The organism is Clostridium sediminicola (assembly GCF_050402865.1).
Lineage (GTDB): Bacteria > Bacillota > Clostridia > Clostridiales > Clostridiaceae > Clostridium_AF > Clostridium_AF sediminicola.
The window spans coordinates 183,947-205,515 of record NZ_BAABMF010000007.1 but is presented as its reverse complement, the minus strand read 5'-3'; the positions used below and the strand labels follow the sequence as shown (position 1 = coordinate 205,515).

Annotated in this window: 19 protein-coding genes and 2 pseudogenes; 17 read left to right on the top strand and 4 right to left on the bottom strand. The window is 32.3% G+C overall.

Annotation, left to right across the window (positions count from 1 at the left end):
- Window positions 1-451: 451 nt before the first annotated feature.
- Window positions 452-1,783 (bottom strand): hypothetical protein, encoded by a 1,332-nt coding sequence (locus ACQ3F0_RS13805; RefSeq protein ID WP_428865888.1) that lies wholly within the window; start codon window positions 1,781-1,783, stop codon window positions 452-454.
- A gap of 248 nt (window positions 1,784-2,031) precedes the next feature.
- Between ACQ3F0_RS13805 and ACQ3F0_RS13800 the strand changes: the two genes are divergently transcribed.
- The 3 genes from ACQ3F0_RS13800 to ACQ3F0_RS13790 all read left to right on the top strand — a co-directional run bounded on the left by ACQ3F0_RS13800 (window position 2,032) and on the right by ACQ3F0_RS13790 (window position 5,349).
- The gene (locus ACQ3F0_RS13800; RefSeq protein ID WP_428865887.1) at window positions 2,032-3,411 is read left to right on the top strand and encodes a tryptophanase; all 1,380 of its coding nucleotides are present in this window, start codon (window positions 2,032-2,034) and stop codon (window positions 3,409-3,411) included.
- 181 nt (window positions 3,412-3,592) lie between these two features.
- The gene (locus tag ACQ3F0_RS13795) at window positions 3,593-4,939 is read left to right on the top strand and encodes a sodium-dependent transporter (protein WP_428865886.1); all 1,347 of its coding nucleotides are present in this window, start codon (window positions 3,593-3,595) and stop codon (window positions 4,937-4,939) included.
- 32 nt (window positions 4,940-4,971) lie between these two features.
- On the top strand, window positions 4,972-5,349 hold the full coding sequence (locus ACQ3F0_RS13790) for a RidA family protein (RefSeq protein ID WP_428865885.1): 378 nt from the start codon (window positions 4,972-4,974) through the stop codon (window positions 5,347-5,349).
- A 202-nt stretch (window positions 5,350-5,551) separates the two neighbouring features.
- Here the strand turns inward: ACQ3F0_RS13790 and lpdA are convergent, their stop codons facing one another.
- The gene (lpdA, locus tag ACQ3F0_RS13785; RefSeq protein WP_428865883.1) at window positions 5,552-6,979 is read right to left on the bottom strand and encodes a dihydrolipoyl dehydrogenase; all 1,428 of its coding nucleotides are present in this window, start codon (window positions 6,977-6,979) and stop codon (window positions 5,552-5,554) included.
- A 215-nt stretch (window positions 6,980-7,194) separates the two neighbouring features.
- Here lpdA and ACQ3F0_RS13780 point away from each other — a divergent pair, with 215 nt between their 5' ends.
- The 7 genes from ACQ3F0_RS13780 (at window position 7,195) to ACQ3F0_RS13750 (ending at window position 13,804) form a co-directional block, all read left to right on the top strand.
- Window positions 7,195-7,533 (top strand): winged helix-turn-helix transcriptional regulator, encoded by a 339-nt coding sequence (locus ACQ3F0_RS13780; RefSeq protein ID WP_428865881.1) that lies wholly within the window; start codon window positions 7,195-7,197, stop codon window positions 7,531-7,533.
- Between the two features lie 142 nt (window positions 7,534-7,675).
- Entirely contained in the window at window positions 7,676-8,269 is a 594-nt protein-coding gene (locus tag ACQ3F0_RS13775; protein WP_428865879.1) for a TetR/AcrR family transcriptional regulator, read from the top strand.
- 401 nt (window positions 8,270-8,670) lie between these two features.
- Window positions 8,671-10,242 carry an L-serine ammonia-lyase, iron-sulfur-dependent, subunit alpha gene (locus ACQ3F0_RS13770; RefSeq protein ID WP_428865878.1) on the top strand — a complete coding sequence of 524 codons (1,572 nt, stop codon included), beginning with the start codon at window positions 8,671-8,673 and terminating at the stop codon, window positions 10,240-10,242.
- 141 nt (window positions 10,243-10,383) lie between these two features.
- Window positions 10,384-10,725 (top strand): RidA family protein, encoded by a 342-nt coding sequence (locus ACQ3F0_RS13765; RefSeq protein ID WP_428865876.1) that lies wholly within the window; start codon window positions 10,384-10,386, stop codon window positions 10,723-10,725.
- Between the two features lie 53 nt (window positions 10,726-10,778).
- Window positions 10,779-12,032 carry a metal-dependent hydrolase family protein gene (locus tag ACQ3F0_RS13760; RefSeq protein WP_428865875.1) on the top strand — a complete coding sequence of 418 codons (1,254 nt, stop codon included), beginning with the start codon at window positions 10,779-10,781 and terminating at the stop codon, window positions 12,030-12,032.
- 217 nt (window positions 12,033-12,249) lie between these two features.
- The gene (locus tag ACQ3F0_RS13755; RefSeq protein ID WP_428865873.1) at window positions 12,250-13,428 is read left to right on the top strand and encodes a hypothetical protein; all 1,179 of its coding nucleotides are present in this window, start codon (window positions 12,250-12,252) and stop codon (window positions 13,426-13,428) included.
- Window positions 13,429-13,537: 109 nt separating this feature from the next.
- The gene (locus ACQ3F0_RS13750) at window positions 13,538-13,804 is read left to right on the top strand and encodes a hypothetical protein (protein ID WP_428865871.1); all 267 of its coding nucleotides are present in this window, start codon (window positions 13,538-13,540) and stop codon (window positions 13,802-13,804) included.
- A gap of 179 nt (window positions 13,805-13,983) precedes the next feature.
- Here the strand turns inward: ACQ3F0_RS13750 and ACQ3F0_RS13745 are convergent, their stop codons facing one another.
- The gene (locus tag ACQ3F0_RS13745) at window positions 13,984-14,472 is read right to left on the bottom strand and encodes a hypothetical protein (protein ID WP_428865870.1); all 489 of its coding nucleotides are present in this window, start codon (window positions 14,470-14,472) and stop codon (window positions 13,984-13,986) included.
- A gap of 25 nt (window positions 14,473-14,497) precedes the next feature.
- A pseudogene (locus ACQ3F0_RS13740) lies at window positions 14,498-14,611 on the bottom strand (LysR family transcriptional regulator); the annotation flags it as partial.
- A 205-nt stretch (window positions 14,612-14,816) separates the two neighbouring features.
- On the opposite strand from ACQ3F0_RS13740, the gene ACQ3F0_RS13735 reads away from it, so the two are divergent.
- From ACQ3F0_RS13735 to codY, 7 genes and pseudogenes are all read left to right on the top strand, one after another.
- Window positions 14,817-16,070 (top strand): metal-dependent hydrolase family protein, encoded by a 1,254-nt coding sequence (locus ACQ3F0_RS13735; RefSeq protein ID WP_428865869.1) that lies wholly within the window; start codon window positions 14,817-14,819, stop codon window positions 16,068-16,070.
- A 45-nt stretch (window positions 16,071-16,115) separates the two neighbouring features.
- On the top strand, window positions 16,116-17,525 hold the full coding sequence (locus ACQ3F0_RS13730; RefSeq protein ID WP_428865868.1) for an MmgE/PrpD family protein: 1,410 nt from the start codon (window positions 16,116-16,118) through the stop codon (window positions 17,523-17,525).
- A gap of 27 nt (window positions 17,526-17,552) precedes the next feature.
- Window positions 17,553-19,265, top strand: a complete 1,713-nt coding sequence (locus tag ACQ3F0_RS13725) for an amidohydrolase (protein ID WP_428865867.1) — start codon at window positions 17,553-17,555, stop codon at window positions 19,263-19,265.
- A 121-nt stretch (window positions 19,266-19,386) separates the two neighbouring features.
- Window positions 19,387-19,737 carry a CidA/LrgA family protein gene (locus ACQ3F0_RS13720; RefSeq protein WP_428865866.1) on the top strand — a complete coding sequence of 117 codons (351 nt, stop codon included), beginning with the start codon at window positions 19,387-19,389 and terminating at the stop codon, window positions 19,735-19,737.
- A complete protein-coding gene (locus tag ACQ3F0_RS13715) occupies window positions 19,737-20,147 on the top strand; it encodes an LrgB family protein (protein ID WP_428865864.1) in 411 nt (136 codons plus the stop codon). Before ACQ3F0_RS13720 ends, ACQ3F0_RS13715 begins: the two co-directional genes overlap by 1 nt.
- A pseudogene (locus ACQ3F0_RS13710) lies at window positions 20,137-20,423 on the top strand (LrgB family protein). Before ACQ3F0_RS13715 ends, ACQ3F0_RS13710 begins: the two are co-directional and overlap by 11 nt.
- Window positions 20,424-20,509: 86 nt before the next feature.
- The gene (gene codY, locus ACQ3F0_RS13705; protein WP_428865863.1) at window positions 20,510-21,289 is read left to right on the top strand and encodes a GTP-sensing pleiotropic transcriptional regulator CodY; all 780 of its coding nucleotides are present in this window, start codon (window positions 20,510-20,512) and stop codon (window positions 21,287-21,289) included.
- Window positions 21,290-21,569: the final 280 nt, after the last annotated feature.

The following is a 21,569-nucleotide window of genomic DNA, read 5'->3' as shown; positions in this document are numbered from 1 at the left end:
GCTCCCAGGAATTTAACGTCAATAACTCTATTCAAAATAATTTAGTTTCACTAGTTAGGGTTTACACTAAAAATATGAATATTCGTATATGTTTTTATACTTTTATAATACGAGGAATTTATAAATTTTTTCAGGAATTTCATATTTGTCAAATGCAGTTATATCAATACATTGTAGCGTTATGTGAAATATTTACACTGATTTATAAATTCCATCCTTCAGTGGTGAGAAGAAGCATATATAGCGTAAAGGTCATCGTAACAAACTTTAGAAATTCTTATTTATTTTTGTAATATATGCGTTAAGAAAAATTATTGTTTGAGCATGCGAGTTATAATTTTTTAGTAGATATTTAAGAAAATAAATTAGAATTTCTTAGTGAAGTGGAGTGACTTTCTAGCTATATATGCATTTGTTATTATCATTACTTAATTTTTATAAAAGGTTCTTTCTAAAACAGCAATCTAATAATTCTACTAGGTCTTCCTGCTGAACTAATCATTTTTTTACCTATAATCTCCATGTATCCATGCTTTTCTAATTTATCTAATATTCTATTCATACTTCGTGATGTAACTTTGAAGTGCTTGGCTAATTCATTAGAAGTGAAATTGTCTGTTGAGTTTTCACTTGCTATACAATGTAGTTTAAAGATAGTATTTATACTTAATCCGGTTTTAAATGCAATGTTATGAAAAATATCGTCTATATAAGATTGTTGCTGATTACTTTTATTTACGGGAGGATGAACTGGTTCGATTACTTCTTTTCCACCATAGACGACAAAAGCTTGGTTTCCTCCTTTTCTTTGAGCTTTTTTCATACCTAGATTTGCACTGTATTTAGCTTCTCTAGCAGTAATACCATAACCAATTCCAATGCTTATGGTACTTGAAGTATTCATAGATACATTACTCAAAAGGTCAAAATTTTCGATATTTTTAGTCTCAGACTCTAAGATACTTTTGGTACAAAAAAGGAGATATCCTCTAGCACCAACTTCAATAACAGTTGATTGAATTTTTTGAGCAAATAAATAGATTTGTTTGGAAACCTTTACTTTTTCAAGCATCATTTGATATTCATTTTCGTTAATTAATGAATATTCATTAGGTAAATCTATTTCTATTGATAATATAACAAGTTGACTTTTCTTATTTATTAAAGCTTCTTGTTTTAATTGAAAGGTATTAATAACTTGAACTACGGTATCAAATGTTGGATCTAAGCTTAAGCAGGGTATATTCTTTTTAAGAAGATTTTCATAGATAGATGATACACCTGTAATGCAACAGGAAACTTTATTATTATAGTAGTTCTTTGTATGAAATAATTCTAAGTTTTTAACAAATTCAATATCATTAATGTTTTGTTCCCAAGGATAAATGTCTAATTCACTATCAGTAATACCAATTTCATTGAAGACTTTGAATATCTTTTCTTTTTCATAAGAATCAATACTGATTTTAGAAATATCATACTTATGTACTAAAGAGGCTTTTAGCAATGTCCTTAAAAGCTGGCTATGGTCGTTATGGAGATAATCCCAGGGGATTGTAGGAACCATCTCATTGTTAATAATATCATAGGGTATTTTTCCAGTAAAAAGGATACCATCTAAATGTTCTTTTCTGTTTTTTATGATTTGAACAATTTCCTTAGTTTGAAATACAGCATTGAATTCTATAGTTACAATTTCAATTTCTTTAAAGTATGAATTTATAATATTACTGATTAATTTAATTCTACGTGCATGACCTAGTAATCCTAATTTTAAATACATTTGATACCTCCTAAAATGTTGGTAAGAATATTTCAAGACATAACAATTATATCTCAAGCAAAATAATAATAAAAGACATATTTAGGACAATATACAGAATAATGCAATAAGTGGTAAAATAAATTTGTGCTTAAGAAAAGTAAATCAAATATAAGCACTAAATGTAAAAATATAAAAAATGACATTTTTAAATTAGTTAAACTAGCTATGTATTTTACTATTAATTAATTTAAAGGAGGACAAATATTATGAAAAAGTATGTTGCAGAACCATTTAAAATTAAGATGGTGGAACCAATTAAGGTGACAACAAAAGAACAAAGAATTAAGTATCTTGAAGAGGCAAATTATAATACCTTTGCATTAAAATCTGATGATGTTTATATCGATTTATTAACAGATAGTGGTACAGGTGCTATGAGTGATAGCCAATGGGCTGGTATTATGAAAGGTGACGAATCTTATGCTGGCGCAAGAGGATATTTCCATTTAGTTGAAACAGTACAAGAAATGTTTGGATATAAGTATGTACAACCAGTTCATCAAGGTCGTGCGGCAGAAAAATGCTTATTCCCGCTACTTATAAAAAAAGGACAGCATGCTATATCAAATATGTTTTTCGATACAACTAGGGCACATGTTGAATTATCAGGTGGAAAACCTATCAATTTAGTATGTGAACAAGCAGGAAATACAACAGAATTTTATCCGTTTAAAGGAAATTTAGATATTGAAAAAACTGAAAATTACATTAAAGAAATGGGTGCTGATAAAATTGCTGTAATAGTAATGACTATTACTAACAACAGTGCTGGTGGTCAACCAGTATCAGTTCAAAATATAAAAGATACAAGCGCACTTTGTAAAAAATATGGATTGAAATTAGTAATTGACTCTGCTAGATTTTCAGAAAATGCTTATTTTGTTAAAACAAGAGAAGATGGATATGCAGACAAGTCAATCACTGAAATAACTAAAGAAGTATATAGTTATGCAGATGCGTTCACAATGAGTGCTAAGAAAGATGCAATCGTAAACATGGGTGGATTAATTGCAATTAAAGAAGATGAAGAATTATATAACGCGGTAAAAGGATTAGTAGTTCCTTACGAAGGATTCTTAACATATGGAGGACTTGCAGGTAGAGATTTAGAGGCATTAGCTATTGGATTAAAAGAAGGAACTGATTTTGATTTCTTAAGCTATAGAATAGGCCAAATTGAATATTTAGGCGATCAGTTAAAAGAAGCTGGAATACCATTCCAATATCCAGTTGGAGGACATGCAGTATTTTTAGATGCAAAAGCGTTGTTACCTCATATTCCTTATTATGAATTCCCAGGTCAAGCTTTAGCTCTTGAACTATATAAAGAAGCAGGAATTAGAAGTTGCGATATCGGATCTTATATGCTTGGTGTAGATGCTGAAACTGGAGAGCAACTTGAATCACTTAACGAATTTACACGTTTAGCTATTCCAAGAAGAGTATATACTCAAGCTCATATGGATGTAATTGTTGAAGCGCTTAAATCAATAAAAGAACATGCTTCTGAAGTGAAAGGTTATGAAATTACTTGGCAACCAAAAGTGTTAAGACACTTTACTGCAAAATTAAAACCAATTAAATAAGTTAAAAGAGGAAACTTTCTCGATTTTGGGGTATATGCTTCTAAGTAGTGTGTACTCCAGAATTGGAGAAAGTTTATAATTAATCTCAGATTGTAAACGATTAAAAGACTGCTTGGTATCTTATGACTCCTATGATTAAAGGGGGAACCCCTGGAACTATAATTTGGAGGGTGGAATAAATTTGAACAATTTAAAATTAGATAATGAACCAGAAGAAAGAGATTCCTTTACTAGTAAGACAGGATTTATTTTGGCATGTATAGGTTCAGCTATTGGAATGGGTAATATTTGGTTATTTCCATGGAGAGTTGGTAAATATGGCGGCGCTGCATTCTTAATTCCTTATTTTTTATTTGTATTTATCCTTGGAACAACTGGATTAATGGGCGAGTTCGCATTCGGGAGAACTACTAAAAAAGGCCCTTTAGGTGCAATTAAAACCGTATTTGAAGAAAAGAATTTGAAAGGAAGCGGTATTATTGGAACAATACCGGTTATAGGAGCAACCGGCATCGCTATTGGATATGCAGTAGTAGTTGGATGGATATTCAAATATTTTATAGCTTCATTAAAAGGTGATTTTGCTAACACTAATATCAATATTGGTGAGTATTTCGGTAATTTTGCTGGTACTACTAGTTCATTTCCATGGCACATTCTGGGTATTGTTACTACTTTGGTAATACTCGCAATAGGTATATCTAATGGTATTGAGAAAGTTAATAAGATAATAATGCCTGCATTCTTTGTTTTGTTTTTTATATTAATGATTCGTTCGGTAACATTACCAGGGGCAGAAGCTGGTATAAAGTATCTATTAGTGCCAGACTGGTCTTACTTGGCTAAACCAATAACTTGGGTTATGGCGTTGGGACAAGCATTCTTTACAGTTTCTTTAGGTGGTCACGGAATGGTTGCTTACGGAAGTTATATCAAAAAAGATGTTGATATACCTTCAGCAGCTATAAATACAGCATTCTTTGATACAATTGGAGCTATGCTTGCAGCTTTCGTGGTAATACCTGCTGTATTTGCATTTAACTTAGATGCCGCTGCTGGTCCACCATTATTATTTATATCATTACCAATGGTATTTCAACAAATGCCTTTTGGACACGTATTTTCTATTCTTTTCTTTGCTGCAATAATTTTTGCTGCAGTATCTTCATTATTGAACCTTGTTGAAGTTCCTGTACAAGCTTTGACAGAAAAATTTAAGATTTCAAGAATAAAATCAGTTGTTATTACCGGAGTTATTTTATTTGTTGTAGGAATTCCAATAGTTCTTAGTGTAGATTTACTAGGACAATGGATGGATGCTGTATCAATTTACCTTATACCTTTAGGAGCTACAATAGCTGCAATTACATTCTTTTGGGTTTATGGAATTGAAAGAGCGCGCAAACAAATTAATATAGGAGCTAAAAAACCAGTGGGTGAATGGTTTAATCCATTAGCTAAGTATGTATTTGTATTTGTTGCAGGGTTTGTATTCGTTTTAGGAATTATTTATGGTGGAATTGGTTAGAACATAGTGTAACATTTTATGGAGGGATTATTATGAAAAAGGTAATAAATACTGAAAAAGCACCAGCAGCAATTGGTCCGTATTCTCAAGGAATATTATTAAACAATTTGGTATACACTTCAGGACAACTACCTATCAATATCAAGACTGGAAAAATACCTGAAACAATAAAAGAACAAACAAGAAAATCTCTTGAGAATGTAAAAGCTGTTATTGAAGAAGCTGGATCAAGTTTACAAAAAGTTATAAAAACAACTGTGTTTTTAAGTGATATGAATAACTTTGTTGAAATGAATGAAATATATAAAGAATTTTTTACAGATAATTACCCAGCTAGAAGTGCTGTAGAGGTTGCACGATTACCTAAAGATGCACTTGTTGAAATTGAAGTCGTGGCAGAAATTGAATAATAAATAAACTTTTATATTAATGATTAATTATAAGAAAAAGCTTCGAATTTGTTATTGCTTTGAATGTGAAGATAATAATAACAAATAAGAGGCTTTTCTTATAGTATGAAACTATCATATTTAAAATAGAACTATTTTCATATGTTTCTTCTGTTTAATAAATAGAAATAATACTGGCTCATTAACAATATAGTTAATATATCTAATCAAACAAATTTTCTACTTGTGGTATATTAGCCATGAACTCTTGAGTAGAACTAAATGGCTGTCCTTTAAGCACCGCAAACCAAACGATCTCTGATAAAGTTGGGTGGGCATGGACTGTATTTTTTAAATCATCAATGGTCAATCCATGAGTTACAGCTAGAGTTAATTCATGGATTAACTCTGTTGCGCCCTTTCCAACTATACTTGCACCAAGAAGTACTCCATCATCTGATTTATAGATAAGTTTTATGCGGCCTTCAGGAGTATGTTCAATAACTGTCTTACCATTCATAATCATAGGGAAGATGATAACTTTTATTTGATCATATCTTTCATGAGCCTCTGTTTCTGTTAACCCTACAGAAGCAATTTCTGGTTTAGTATATACAACTCTAGGTGCCACTTTGTTATTGTATGGCATACTTTCAGGCTGCATCATATTTGTTGTAATTACCATGCTTTCATAGGCGGCTGTATGTGCAAGCATGAGTGTCGGAATTACATCGCCTGCTGCATAAATATGCGGTACATCTGTTTGTAAATAATTATTGACTTGAATAAAACCTTTTTCAACCTTAATGTCTGTATTTTCTAGTCCAAGATCATCCGTATTTGGTTGTCTCCCTACACTGATTAGGACTTTGTCAAATGAATCAACATCAGTATAACTTCCATTAAATGTACAAATAACTTTCCCTTCCACTATCTCTGCCTTCTCTATGATTGTAGAAGGATATATACTAATTTCTCTTTTGCTAAGCAAATCTTGTACCATTATACTGGTATCGACATCTTCATTTGGTATTATTCTAGGTGCTGCTTCTATTACGGTTACATCAGAACCATAACTTTTATAAATAGATGCAAATTCAAGACCTATTACACCACCACCAACGACTAGCAATTTCTTGGGAATTACATTATTATCTAGTAATTCATCACTAGTACAAATATACTCACCATCTATTTGAATACCTGATATTAATCTAGGACGAGAACCTGTCGCTATGATAAATTGATCACCAGTAACGCGTTCTTTAGAACCATTAGGAAGAGTTACTTCAACTTCATCATTACTAACAAAACGGGCATGTCCAAATACAATCTCAGCACTAGTATGTTTTTGATGCATACTACCTAGTTGGTTCACCAACATTTCTTTCATTTTATGAATTTGTACCATATTGGGTTCTATAGATGGAATTTCTACCCCAAATTCATGGGCTTTTTTTCCAGATTCAATGACCTCAGCCACCTTTACTAAGTGTTTTGTTGGCATACATCCTTTATTAACACATACACCGCCAAATGAGCTAGGATTCTTTTCAATCAAACATACTTTCTTATCGGATTGTGAAAGAAATGTGCATACTTCGATACCAGCGGGACCACTCCCTAAAACAACAACATCAAATTTTTTCATTATATTACCCCTCCGTATTGACTTGATTTTAATAAGATGATAACATAAGTGCCAAACAAAGCAACTACGCACTTTGTTGTTACCTAGTATCCTATTTGTTACCTACTACTATTTAAGTAACCTAGGTGATTTTGTGAAATATAGTAGATGCTTAAAGGTTAATTGTAAATACTTACTATTTTTAACTGCTTATTAAGAGACAAAAGGAGGTTCACATGGATAGATTTAATCAGGATTACGTACGTTTAGCATTAAATGTCATGGGGGGGAAATGGAAAGCTACGATTCTTTGGCATTTAAGGGATGGTCCCCAAAGATTTAATCAACTATTAAGAACTATTCCCAACATCACGAAAAAGATGTTGGTTCAACAATTAAGACAACTTGAAAATGATCAAATCATTCACCGAGAAGTCCATAATATTGTGCCACCAAAGGTGGAATATTCAGTCACTGAATACGGAGTAAGCTTATGTCCAGTTTTGCAAGCACTTCACAAGTGGGGAGAACAACATCAAGAAAGTATAGAAGTTGAAGCAAAGAGAAGAACTTAAGATAATAAAATTTCTATTAGGTTTATAATTTCAAAAGGTTATGTTATAATGACTTAAATACCAGAATTTGAATAAAGTTTAATAATGGATTTACATTCTAATAGTGTTAGAGTTATTAAATTAATAGCAAGGAGAAACCAAAGTGAAAGAATTGACAAAACGACAAAAGCAAGCCATTGATACGAGAAATAAATTAATAGAGTCTGCTGAAAAGCTTTTTAATGAAAGAAGTTATACAGATGTTAATATCATTGATATATGTAAAGATGTAGGGGTTTCGAAAGGATCCTTCTACTATCACTTTCCTTCTAAAATAGATATTTATCACAAATTTGTAGATAATAAGTACGAGCACAGTTATATTGATAAAATGGCTAATTATGAAGAAATGACATTTGATGAAAGAATCAATCAGTTAATTGAAATTATCTGTGATGTTTTGTTATCTACGGGTGTAGAAAATTTTAGAAACTATATTAGTGAATCAATTATGGATGAACAATTTGTTTCTACCTTACAGGACAGAAAAGTTATATGGATTTTTAATAAAATTATTACGGATGCACAGAAAAGTGGAGAAATTTCAAGTGATATTAAAACCTTGTTACTTACAGAAGATTTTTATTTTCTTCTCTTTGGAGTGATAGTAGAATGGGGTTTAAGGGGTGGTTCTCTTGATATTGGAGCCAAACTTAAGGAAAGAGCTAGTTATTTTACTGAAAAAATAAGAATATAGAAGTATGAGGAAACGTGATTTTAGGCCTCTTTAGTATGATATAAAATATACTAAAGAGGCTTAATTTATGCCCCAAAATCAGCAAATAAATTACCCAATTCCATTCTTTATTTCAATCCCCTTGCAGTTGGCATTGAGCCAATTTTTCTTTCATATAATCACCCATTTAAGTTAAATTGTTATTAATAATTGATTGTATCATTACTAGGAGGTTTATTGAATATCTAGTTCAATCATACAACCTGATATAAATTTATTGACAAGATAGAAAAACACTGATAAAATTAAAACATACCAAGGTCAGTGACTTGGGTATGTTTTAACGTTATTTAGTTTTCAAAGAAAAATTAAAGGTGTGAAAAGGAATACAAGCAATATAAAATTATAGGTGGTGATAGAAAATGATTAAATTATATCCTAGTTTCTTTAATGATGTTTTTGGACCAGTTATGCTAGGTGGATCTAGTTCACATTTAGCAGGTCCTCAGAGATTAGGTTTAGCAATAAATGCGTTAACTGAGGGAAAAAAAATCACCAAAATAGAAGTTATAATGGATTCTGAAGGATCTTTTGCTGGAACATTTGGGATTATGAGTGAAGATATTGGGATGCTTTCAGGTGGTCTTGGGATGCCTGTAGACGATTTAAGAAGAAATGATTGTCACCACATTGCCAAAGAGCAAGGAATTGAGGTGAAATTCACCAAAGGAGTGATGAAAGAATCTGATCACTTGAATTCAATGAAGTTTGAAATTACTACATCTGATGGAAAGGTTCACAGTATTGTTGGTGATTCAATCGGTGGCGGTATGATTCAGACTAAAAAGATTATGGGCTTTGATTACATTTATAATGGGGAATCTAATTTATTGATTCTCGTAAAAGAGACTCATGATGCTAATTTCATCGACACAGCGAAGGCACACCTAGATGGAGTTTTAGAGTGTAGCACAAGTTCTAATGAAAGTGGAACGGCTTATTTCTTTAAAGCTGAAATTATTCCGCCAATAGAAGAAATAAAGAAAAATTATCCAGATTGCCAGGTATATTTTATTCCTTATTTGTTACCTACACCTTTTACCGTACGGGTTAAGCCTCAGCTGTTTAAAACGGGAACAGAATGGGTTAAGTTGTGTAAAGAGACAAAAAAATCTATGCACGAAGTAGCTATAGACTACCAAATTGCTGCAACTGGTATGAGCAGAGATGAAATAATTGAACGAATGCGCTATTTATCTGGGCTTATGATTCGTCAGGTTGAGTGCATGGCTCAGGATGATTTTGGTGACTACTACCACTGCTATGGATTCAGTACGGATTTATATAATCGACTAACTAATTGGCAGAAGGAAAACTCTCACCTTCCTGAAGTTGTGAGAAATGCAGTTAAACATTATTTTTCAGTATTATCTATGGCTCCTGGAGTTCTGAATGTACCTGGTCCACATGGTGCTGGTGGTGGAGTAGTTATGTCTTCTCTTCGAGCAGCTCAGTTGGAGTATGGATTCAGTGAAGACAAACTCATTGAAGGTTTGTTAGTAGCAGCTGGATACGGTATTATTGCTTATGATAGAACGGAACCTACTGGTGAAGTAATCGGTTGTGCTGGTGAACAAGGGTTAGCACTTGTTTTTGCTACTGCTGCTTTAACGCATATCTTGGGCGGTAGTCCTGAAGCTGTAGAAAGTGCAGCTGCACAAGCTATGCAAGTTTCTATCGGTTGGCCTTGCGATCCTGCTACTGGTGCGGAGGGAGAACCATGTTTAGCTCGAGGGATGATAGCAGTGACTACACCATTTGTATTCGCTGAATTGGCTAAGGCAGGTATTATTTCGCCATTCCCTTTCCATGAGATGTTAGATGTCGTGGTTGATGTTTCTAAGAATTATGGTCCTGAACTATTATGTACGGGCAGAGGGGGCTGTGCTGCTTGTCCTACAGCCATAAAGTTAAAAAAACAGATAGGTCTTTAAAAGCAAATCAAAATAATAATCCTTTAAATAGGTGATAATAGGTTAAGTATTAGTAAAGACTTAGAGATACCATGTGAATTTGGATGAAAATATATTGATAAGAAAAAAATGACTAGATTACATTAATAGGAGGATAAGAATATGATTAAACATTACAAACCATCAGAAAGATATAGCGTTGCTACAATTCATAATGGAGTAGTCTATCTATGCGGACATTATGCTTCAGATTTAAGCAAAGATATCAAAGGACAAACAAAAGAAACACTGGAGGCTATAGACAGGAGTTTATCTGAATTGGGTACTGACAAATCCAAAGTGCTTTCAGTTATGATTCATATAAAAACAATGGATGATTTTGCTGAAATGAATTCAGTCTATGACAGATGGGTGACTGAATTTCCACCTGTAAGAACTTGTGTTGTAGGTGAAATGTTTTCCCAAGAGTGTTTAATTGAGGTGACAGTTACTGCAGCGGTATAGATGCTTTGAGGTTATAGTTAAATATTAAATTAATTCATTAGGAGGGTTTTTTTATGAGAAAAATTGTTATCAAAGGTAGAGTAATTGATGCTACAGGTAGAGATGCCATCGAAAATGGTGTAGTAGTTGTTGAGGATAACAAAATTGTACAGGTAGGTCCAAGGGAAGTTGTTGATATTCCAAAGGATGCTGAGACTATTGAGATTGAAGAAGGTACTATAATGCCGGGTCTTATTGATGCTCATGTTCACATGGGTTTAGGTACTGACAATGCAAGAAGAATGTATGATAAATCTATAGCAGAAAAAACTTGTCATGCAATAAAAGAATTAGAGATGTGCATAGATGCTGGTTTTACTTCTGTTAGAGAAGTCGGTGGTTTTCTTAACACTATAAAAACTTCTATAAAAGAGCTTGAGTATAAGGCACCACGTATAGCTTCAAGTGGACGTTTTATAGGTCAAACTAATGGCCATGTTGATATGTATACAAAGTTCCCGTTAGAAATGCAAGAGTTAACTGGTATGGGTACTATTGCAGATGGTGTAGATGAATGTATAAAAGCTGCAAGGATTCAGTTTAGAGAAAGGGCAGATTTTCTGAAAATTGGTACAACTGGTGGAGGAACATCAGAAGGTGACAAACTTAGCAGTTGTGAATATACAATGGAAGAAATTAGAGCACTTGTTCAAGAAGCTAAAAACCATGGTACTTATGTTGCCGCCCATGCTCATACTATTACTGGAATAAAAAATGCTATTAGAGGTGGTGTGAAATGTATTGAGCACTGCACAAAGATGGATGATGAAGCTATCCAAATGCTTTTAGATAATGATTGCTATTTTGTACCTACGTTCTCAGTTGGACAGTCTTATTTAGATGTACTGGATTCTATGCCATTATTTGTACAAGAAAAAGTGGCACAATTAGGTGATCCAGCAAGAGGGCTAAACATGTGTGAAGCTGCAGGTGAAAGATATGCTAAAGCCTTTAGAGCAGGAGTAAAGATGGGTCTAGGTAGCGATATACTAGGGGATCCAAAACTTCCATATGGCAAAAACGCTAGAGAGTTTGAACTTTTAGTACAATATCTGGGTATTACTCCTATGGAATCAATAATGGCAGGTACAAAGACAAACTCAGAGCTTATGATGATGGAAGATAAAATCGGAACTCTTGAAGAAGGTAAGCTAGCAGATGTCATTGTTGTTAAGGGAAATCCATTAGAAGATATTAGTCTTTTAACGAATACTGACAATATCAAAGTTGTAATAAAAGACGGAAAAATTCAAAAGCAGATAGCATAAGATTAACGACAGTGGAGATAATTTGGGTAGTACTTTAGTATTTGGTTAAAATTCTACCCAAATTTTTATGACAGAGAGAAATATTTATACTTATTTATCGTTTCAGATTAAAAAATAGAGTAATTGATAACTGGAATTATATTTATATTAGTAAAGTTTGAACTTAAATTTACGTAAGAAGAAAACGTTTATTCAAAAAATAAAGGAGGAATTTTATATGACAAATATGTTTATTGCACTTTTAATACTTGCGGCAGTATGGGGGATTGCAGAATTTATATCAATTAAAACAAAAGCATTTTTATCACTTACTTTTGTAGCTTTCGCAGTACTTTTAATAGGTTCATGGACTGGCTTAATACCAGCGGATATTGTTGATAAAGCTGGATTATCTACATTAGCAGTTCTAGCAATTCCGTTAGTAGTAGTACACATGGGAAGTACAATGAGTACAGAACAATTGAAAAAGGAATGGCAAACTATAGCAATCTGTGCAGGAGGACTAGTAACATTACTTTTATTTATGTTTACAATTGGAACGTTTGTATTAGGAAAAGAAACGGCTATAACGGCAACACCTGTTATTTATGGTGGCGGTCTGGCAGCAATAATTTTATCTTCAGTGCTTAAACCTCTAGGACTTGATCATTTAATTGGCTTCGCTTGGTTAATGGCATCAGTACAACTTTTTGTAGGAATACCTTTATCTTTGTTTTTCTTGAAGAAATTTGCTAAGAAAATCACAAATAATGATACAGTAAGTGAATTGGCAGTTTCAATTACTGCTGAGGGTGTGAAAAAAAAGGGAATCAAAACATGTTTCTTACCCTCAAAATACCAAACTACATTTATACTTTTAGCTCTTGCCACAGCAATAGCAACACTGGGTGTGTATTTAGGAGAGTATACAAATAAATTTGGTATACATCCATATATAGTATGTCTGATACTTTCATTTCTGGCTGTAAGATTTAGAATAATACCGTCTAATATAATGACAAAAGCGAATTCTTATGGTTTTTTAGTGTTTGGTATGTTTGTATATATTGGAATTCAGATAACATCAAGTATTACATTAGATGTATTTATTCAACTGTTAAAGCCAGCGGTATTATCATTTTTGATAGCTGTACCTGGATTAGCATTAGGTGCTGTTATCGTAGCAAAGCTTATTAAAGTGGATGCCTATCTTGCATTGGCATTAGTATATACTTGTATGATTGGATTCCCAACTACTATAATAATGGCTGAAGAGGTTTCTACTGTTTTCGGCAGAACAGAAGAAGAAGTAAATATATTAAAAGGTTATTTAGTACCAAAAATGCTTATTGGTGGGTTAGCTACTGTTAGTATATTTTCAGGTTTTCTTGCTTCAATATTAGCTAAATTTTTATAATTTATACTATAAATAGCAATTACAAAAAAGCTGTTTTTTAAGCTTAACTACAAAGTGTATGATTTTTTTATATGAATAATATACACTTTGTAGTTTTTATAATGAAGAGTTGGATAATCTATTCTTTACAAAAGGGCAGATGCCTTCCATTGCAAGAAGTACTATGAAAGATGCTACTACTTTTGAAAAGGCAATTTATGAACCTAAAGGTTCAGAATCAAAGCCTATAACAAATGATGAATTAGTAACAAAATTCTTCAACATAACAACACCAATCTTTGGAGAAGAAAAAGCTAAAAAGTTATATGATTCAATTATGTCTATAGAAGATGTTGAGAATATCAAAGAAATGATTAAAGATATTTATCATTCATAAAAGCAATAATTTCATTATAAATACACTAGTAAATGTGATAAAGAAAACAGCTAATTCTAATATTGAATAGGAGTTAGCTTGTTTTGGCTGTTTTAGGATGTTTGTTTTTGGTTAAAAACTTCCAAAATTGAATTGAAAAGGACCTGAAAAGGAATATTGAAATATGAATTACAATATTCTTACAGAACCAATCCATTTAATTCTTCTTTTAGGATATCAATATATGTTTGAGATTCCATACTCATGGGATGATTCGTACTATGGATATAACCGATGTCTGAATAAACATCAGTCTCGTTAGCAATTTTACATTTCAAGTCCCTGTCAAATACTACAATTTTATTGTCGTGATTTATAAAATTCAACTCATCGGGAACAGATGTATCAACAATCTTATTATAATAGTTTTCTCTAAATTGGACTAATGGGTATTTATGTAGTTTAGAAAAGAATAAATCTTTATGTTTTAATATGGGATGACTTTGTCTTATGTAAAAATATCTGGAGAGCTTTCCAAGAGATGTATAACTTAGGTTCCTGTCTTTTAGATAATAAATAAAGTTCTCCAGTATAATTGTTACAATAATAAAAATTCCTAAATCAGCTTCTTGTTTATATACTTTATCAATGACAGCAATACCCTGTGCGTTGATTAATTCAAAATTCAAGTTTTCTCTATTGCAGTTCAATCTTTGTGATTTGTACACCGCGATTAGTTCTTTTAAATATAGTAATGCCCAATTCAGTTTCTAAATCTTTAATGGCATTACTTAAACTTGGTTGGGCTACAAATAGTTTCTGTGCTGCTTATGAAGAAGATATAACTTTTGCAGAGATGAATGAAGTATATGCTAGTTATTTTGAGAATAAATTCCCGGCTAGAATAACAGTAGAAACAACTAAAATATAGGCTGATTTAGGAGTAGAAATTGATGCTGTTGCAGTTACTAAATAATTGTAGGTTATAACTAAAATATTAAATATATCAATAAATTAGAGGAGGATATTTTTGATGAAAAAAATTGTAATTAAAGGTAGAGTAATTGATGCTACAGGAAGTGACGCCATCGAAAATGGTGTAGTAGTTGTTGAGGACAATAAAATTGTACAGGTAGGTCCTAGCAAAGCTGTTGATATTCCAAATGATGCTGAGATTATTGAAATTGAAGAAGGAACTATAATGCCGGGTCTTATTGATGCTCATGTTCACATGGGTTTAGGCACTGACGATGTAAGACAAATGTATGATAAATCTATGCCAGAAAAAACTTGTATTGCAATAAAAGAATTAGAGGCGTGCATAGATGCTGGTTTTACTTCTGTTAGAGAAGTTGGTGGTTTTCTTAATACTATTAAAACTTCTTTAGAAATTCTTGGGTATAAGGCACCACGTATAGCTGCAAGTGGACGTTTTATAGGTCAAACTAATGGTCATTCTGATGCGTATAAAGGTTTCCCGTTAGAAATGCAAGAGCGAACTGGTTTAGGCGCTATTGCAGATGGTGTAGATGAATGTATAAAAACTGCAAGGATTCAGTTTAGACAGGGTGCAGATTTTCTGAAAATCGGTACAACTGGTGGAGGAACATCACAGGGTGACAAACTTAGTAGTTGTGAATATACAATGGAAGAAATTAAAGCATTTGTTCAAGAAGCTAAAAACAATGGTACTTATGTTGCCTGCCATGCTCATACTATTGCTGGAATTAAAAATGCCATTAGAGGTGGTGTGAAATCTATTGAGCACTGTACAAAGGTAGATGATGAAGCTATCCAAATGCTTTTAGATAATGATTGCTATTTTGTACCTACGTTCTCAATCGGACAGTCTTACTTAGATGTACTGGATTCTATGCCATTATTTGTACAAGAAAAAGTGGCAGAATTAGGTGAGCCAGCAAGAGGGCTAAACATGTGTGAAGTTGCAGGTGAAAGATATGCTAAAGCTTTTAAAGCAGGAGTAAAGATGGGTCTAGGTAGTGATTTACTAGGGGATCCAAAACTTCCATATGGCAAAAACGCTAGAGAGTTTGAACTTTTCGTACAATATGTGGGTCTTACTCCTATGGAAGCAATTATAGTAGGAACAAAAAATAACTCAGAGCTTATGATGATGGAAGATAAAATCGGAACTCTTGAAGAAGGTAAGTTAGCAGATTTGATTATTGTTAAGGGAAATCCATTAGAAGATATTAGCCTTTTAACAAATCCTGACAATGTTAAAGTTGTAATAAAAGACGGAAAAATTCAAAAGAACATAGTATAAGTTTAACATAGTAATTAAATTAATTATGATGAGAGGTGAATTCAATTGAGTGAAAATTTGAAGAATAAAGATTTGGAAGTTACAAGATTGATCAGTGAATATGCTTCAAATGTAAAATATGAAGATATTCCTGCACAGGTTATTGAGTTTGCAAAACTATTAATCCTTGATTCAGTAGGAAATTCAATTGGTGGTCAATTGCTTGAACCAGGACAAAAAATAAATAAATATTACTCTGCAATGGGTGGAACCCCTGAAGCAACTGTTTTATCAACAGGTGAAATGCTACCACTAAATAATACGTGTTACATAAATTCTTATTTATCAAATGTACTGGATTATGATGATGCCTATAAAGCTGTAGGACATCCAGGTTGTACCATTATTCCACCGGCCATAGCTGTTGCTGAACACCGTGAAAAGAGTGGTAAAGAGTTATTAACTGCTGTTATAACTGGTTATGAAACAAGTATTAGAGTTGCACAAGGAATTTCACCATCAGCGGAAAGAATGCCAAAGGTTTGGGGTACAACACAACATCAAATTTTTGGGACGGTTATTGCTGCAAGTTCTTTACTAGATTTAGATGTTCATCAGACGAAAAATGCCATTGGAATCGCTGGTTATCATGCTGTTCAACCATTTGGTAATAAGGTTGGTATGAACCCAGAAGAGCGACCTGTATCATGGATGAAGAACAACTACGGTTGGGCATCTATGGGAGGTGTAATGGCTGCAGTACTTACAGAGAAAGGATTCATTGGTCATAAAGCTTTCTTTGATGGAGAAACAGGTTTGTGGATTATGGCTGCTTCTGACCAATGTGATTTTGAATTAATGGTTAGTGGTCTTGGTGAAAAGTATAAGATCATGACAACTGAATTTAAGCCATATGCATGTTGCAGGTGGGCTCATTCTGCTGTAGAAGCAGGTGAAATCTTAATTAGAGATAATGAAATTAATGTAAGTCAGATTGAAAAAATAGATATGGAAGTATATGCAATGGCAGCAAATTACTTGCCTGAGAAAAAACCAATAAATGCCTTTGAAGCTCAATTTAGTTTGCCATATCTTTTTAGTATTACATTGTATGGTAAATCACCAGCATTAGGGCTAAAAGAAGAAGATATTACAAATGAAGAGATTTTAGCTCTTTCTCAAAAGCTAAATATAACGGTTAATGAAGAGTTGGATAATCTATTCTTTACAAAAGGGCAGATGCCTTCAATTGTAAGAATCACTATGAAAGATGGTACTACTTTTGAAGAGGCAATTTATGAACCTAAAGGTTCAGAATCAAATCCTATAACAAATGATGAATTAGTAACAAAATTCTTCAATATTACAACGCCAATCGTTGGAGAAGAGAAAGCTAAAAAGTTATATGATTCAATTATGTCTATAGAAGATGTTGAGAATATCAAAGAAATGATTAAAGATATTTATCATTTATAAGATGTGATAAATAAAGGAGAAAATAATATGAAAAGAATTGCATCAATTTTTATTAGTCTATGTTTGTTGTTTTCAATGACAGCTTGTGTAAAAAATAATCCTACTATCGTATCCCCAGATGATGCCGCAGACAAAATCTTATATGGCGGAGATATTATCACAATAGATGAGAATTCACATAACGCCGAAGCTGTCGCAATAAAAGCCGGAAAAATAATAGCACTAGGTAAAAAAACTGAAGTCTTCAGTTTTCAGGGAGATAATACGGAAATGCTTAACCTTGAAGGAAAAACGCTACTTCCTTCATTTATAGATTCACACAGTCATATAAATAATGTTTCAATAACGGTGGATATGGCGGATCTTTCAAGTCCACCTGTTGGTAATATGAATAATATTGCTGATATCAAAAATAAACTTAAAAAGCATATACAATCAAGACAATTTGGGAATGATGAAATAATTTGGGGCTTTGGATATGATGATAGTTTATTAGAGGAAAAAAGACATCCAAATAAATTTGATTTAGATGAAGTTTCGACTGAAAAGCCTATTGTGGTGTTGCATATTTCAGGTCATGTAGGTGTTGCAAATTCACGGGCTTTAGAAATATTCGGCTATAATTCGGAAACTAAAGACCCCGCGGGTGGACATATCGGGAGGGTTTCAGGAAGCAATGAACCCAATGGTATTTTAGAAGAAACAGCTGTATATATGGCATATGGGGCATTTCCAGCTAAAACAATAGAAGGATTAGTTAAAGCTCAGGAATATTATTTGAGTCATGGTATTACGACTGCTCAAGAAGGAGCAGCATTTAAAAATGATATTGAACTTTTAGCAAATGCTGCTAAAGAGAAAAAAATGAAAATAGACATTATAGCTTATTCTCATTTCAGTAATAACAATAAGGAGTACTTGTTACATCATAAATTACCAGTTGGTAAATATCAAGATGGTTTGAAACTTGGTGGTGTAAAATTAACATTAGATGGTTCGCCACAAGGTAAAACTGCCTGGTTGACAGAACCCTATTTTGTTGTACCGGAAGGAAAGGATGCAGATTATAAAGGATATCCTACGATGACTGATGAACAAGTAGAACAATTCGTTAAAGAAGCTTTTGAAAATGACTGGCAAGTTTTAGCACATGCAAACGGAGATGCTGCTGCAGATCAATATATAAAAGTAATTGAAAAAGCTTCACAAACTACTGGTAAAAAAGATCTTAGACCAGTTATGATTCATGCTCAAACTGTAAGAGATGACCAATTGGATGAAATGAAAGAACTTGAAATTATCCCTTCATTTTTTAATGCACATACTTTCTATTGGGGGGATTGGCATATTAATTCAGTTTTAGGAAAAGAACGAGCTTATAGAATCAGTCCAGTTAAATCGGCTTTAGACAGAAATATACCATTTACTCTTCATCAAGATTCACCTGTAATACCACCTGATATGTTGTATAGTATTTGGTGCGCTGTTAATAGAACTACTAGAAGTGGTGAAATAATTGGACCTGACCAAAGAATTTCTGTTATGGATGCAATAAAGGCAGTAACAATAAATGCAGCTTATCAATATTTTGAGGAAGACACAAAAGGATCAATTAGTATAGGAAAAAATGCAGATTTAGTAATTTTATCTCAAAATCCTCTTAAAGTTGATCCTCAAGAAATCAAAAATATAAAAGTGGTAGAGACTATTAAAGATGGAAAAACACTTTTTAAGAAATAGTGTTTCAATAAAAATGCTTAAACGGTGATAAAGAAAACAGCTGATTCTTATACTGGATAGGAGTCAGCTTGTTTAAGTGATTATGTTAAATAAGTATTAAACTAGATTGGGGTGTTTATATTTGAAACTTTTAAGGCAACTAGGTATTGTATTAAGTATTGGATTTTTAGGTGAATTTCTTAGTAAAACATTTCATCTTCCCATACCAGGAAATGTCCTTGGAATGATTATATTATTATGTCTTCTTTCCTTAAAAATTATTAAAGTTGAAATGATAAATGATATAAGTGATTTTTTGCTAAGTTATTTGCCTTTCTTTTTTATACCAGCTGGAGTTGGGTTGATTTCTAGTTTTCAATTACTCAAGGGTAAGTGGGTGGCTATTATACTACTATGTATAATTACAACTATTATAGCTATTGTTGTAACAGGATTAACTATCCAATTTGTAAAAAGGAGGCTAAAAATATAATGGAAATATTAGATACGCCACTGTTTGGAGTTGTTATATCAATAGTAACTTTTGAAATAGGAGGAATTATATATAGAAAAACAAAAAATGCTTTATTTAACCCTTTTATTATTAGTGTAATTTTAATTATACCCTTCCTTCTTGTATTTGATATACCTTTAGAGATTTATAATAAGGGTGGGAGTCTAATATCCTTTTTCTTAGGTCCTGCAACAGTTATATTGGCAGTTCCGTTGTATAACAAGTTTAAAGTTTTTAAAGCTAATGCATTACCAATAATTATAGGAATAACTATTGGTTCTGTTGCAGTGGTTTTAAGTGTGTCAATTTTCTCGAAATTGTTGGGTTTATCTGATGGTATATTAAGGTCATTAACTCCAAAGTCAATAACTTACACCTATAGCTCTTGAATTATCAAAACAGATAGGAGGTATTCCTGCTGTTACAATAGCAGGCCTTATAATTACAGGTATATTTGGAGCTACTAGTGGACCTATTATATGTAAAATCTTTAGAATTAAAGATAAAGTTGCTGTGGGTGTAGCAATGGGTACAGCAGCACATGCCATAGGAACATCAAAGCTATTGAAATGGGAGAAACTGAAGGAGCTATGAGTAGTATTGCTGTAGGAATAGCTGGATTAGTCACAGTAATATTAGCTCCATTAATAATTAATTTTCTGTAAGAAACATATAAGAAAGGATATATATAGTATAAAACGAGTTTTATCAAAAAAATGGGTTAACAATTTGGTTCATCAGGAGTGATGCTATGGTTTCAGAATTGTTGAATAAGATGAGATTACTAAATAAAATACTACACAAAACGGGAGCTGAACCTGTAGTATTTGAGGATATATGTGATACTCTAAGTTATGTATTAGGAAGTAATGTTTATATTATAAGCAAAAGAGCTAAAATACTTGGATATACTTTTAATAATGTAGAATGTGAAAGTATAAAACAAAAGGTTCTAAAGGAAAAGAAATTCCCAGAATATTTCAATAATAGGTTTCTGTCTATAAATGAAACTTTATTCAATATTGAAAACCACGGAAAATCATCTTTTAATAAAACTAAACCTGCTGAAATTGAAGGTAAGTTATCTACTATTGTTCCTATTATAGGTAATAGAGAAAGATTAGGGACTTTATTATTAACAAGATTTGAAAAACAATTTGATGAGTGTGATTTAATATTAGCTGAGTATAGTGCAACAATAGTTGGTATTGAAATTCTAAGAGCTAAAAATGAACAATTTCAAGAAGAAACTAGAAAGAAAGCAGTAGTTCAAGTAGCACTAGGTACATTATCATATTCTGAACTTGAAGCAGTAGAATATGTATTTAATGAATTAAACGGCACTGAAGGACTAATAGTGGCTTCAAAAATTGCTGATAAAGTAGTAATAACAAGGTCTGCAATTGTTAATGCCCTAAGGAAATTTGAAAGTGCTGGAATAATAGAGTCAAGATCTTTAGGTATGAAGGGTACATATATCAAGATATTGAATGATATATTGTTAGATGAATTAAAAAAAATAAAAAAATAGGAAGAAATTATTCTAAAGGATACTGATAAATAAAGCAAAACTTGTTTTAGATGAATGTGAATCAACCAACTAGTGTATATATTACTTTGGCTGTATACATTGTTGAAATACATGTATATAATGGTTAAATTTATAATGAAGGGATTATAAGTTTTAAAAGAGAATTTTAGTAATGAAACAAGAGGCAAAGTGCTTTATGGAGGCTATGCCTCTTGCTATTTGATTTCTAAGGAAAAAGAATGTTACTCTTAATCTTTAAGGTATGACAAGATTGTAGGCA

Excerpts from the sequence above, each read along its gene's own strand:
- ACQ3F0_RS13805 (WP_428865888.1), bottom strand. The coding sequence starts at position 1,783 with ATGTATTTAAAATTAGGATTACTAGGTCATGCACGTAGAATTAAATTA.
- ACQ3F0_RS13800 (WP_428865887.1), top strand. The coding sequence starts at position 2,032 with ATGAAAAAGTATGTTGCAGAACCATTTAAAATTAAGATGGTGGAACCA.
- ACQ3F0_RS13790 (WP_428865885.1), top strand. The coding sequence starts at position 4,972 with ATGAAAAAGGTAATAAATACTGAAAAAGCACCAGCAGCAATTGGTCCG.
- lpdA (WP_428865883.1), bottom strand. The coding sequence starts at position 6,979 with ATGAAAAAATTTGATGTTGTTGTTTTAGGGAGTGGTCCCGCTGGTATC.
- ACQ3F0_RS13780 (WP_428865881.1), top strand. The coding sequence starts at position 7,195 with ATGGATAGATTTAATCAGGATTACGTACGTTTAGCATTAAATGTCATG.
- ACQ3F0_RS13770 (WP_428865878.1), top strand. The coding sequence starts at position 8,671 with ATGATTAAATTATATCCTAGTTTCTTTAATGATGTTTTTGGACCAGTT.
- ACQ3F0_RS13765 (WP_428865876.1), top strand. The coding sequence starts at position 10,384 with ATGATTAAACATTACAAACCATCAGAAAGATATAGCGTTGCTACAATT.
- ACQ3F0_RS13760 (WP_428865875.1), top strand. The coding sequence starts at position 10,779 with ATGAGAAAAATTGTTATCAAAGGTAGAGTAATTGATGCTACAGGTAGA.
- ACQ3F0_RS13755 (WP_428865873.1), top strand. The coding sequence starts at position 12,250 with ATGACAAATATGTTTATTGCACTTTTAATACTTGCGGCAGTATGGGGG.
- ACQ3F0_RS13735 (WP_428865869.1), top strand. The coding sequence starts at position 14,817 with ATGAAAAAAATTGTAATTAAAGGTAGAGTAATTGATGCTACAGGAAGT.
- ACQ3F0_RS13725 (WP_428865867.1), top strand. The coding sequence starts at position 17,553 with ATGAAAAGAATTGCATCAATTTTTATTAGTCTATGTTTGTTGTTTTCA.
- ACQ3F0_RS13715 (WP_428865864.1), top strand. The coding sequence starts at position 19,737 with ATGGAAATATTAGATACGCCACTGTTTGGAGTTGTTATATCAATAGTA.
- codY (WP_428865863.1), top strand. The coding sequence starts at position 20,510 with ATGGTTTCAGAATTGTTGAATAAGATGAGATTACTAAATAAAATACTA.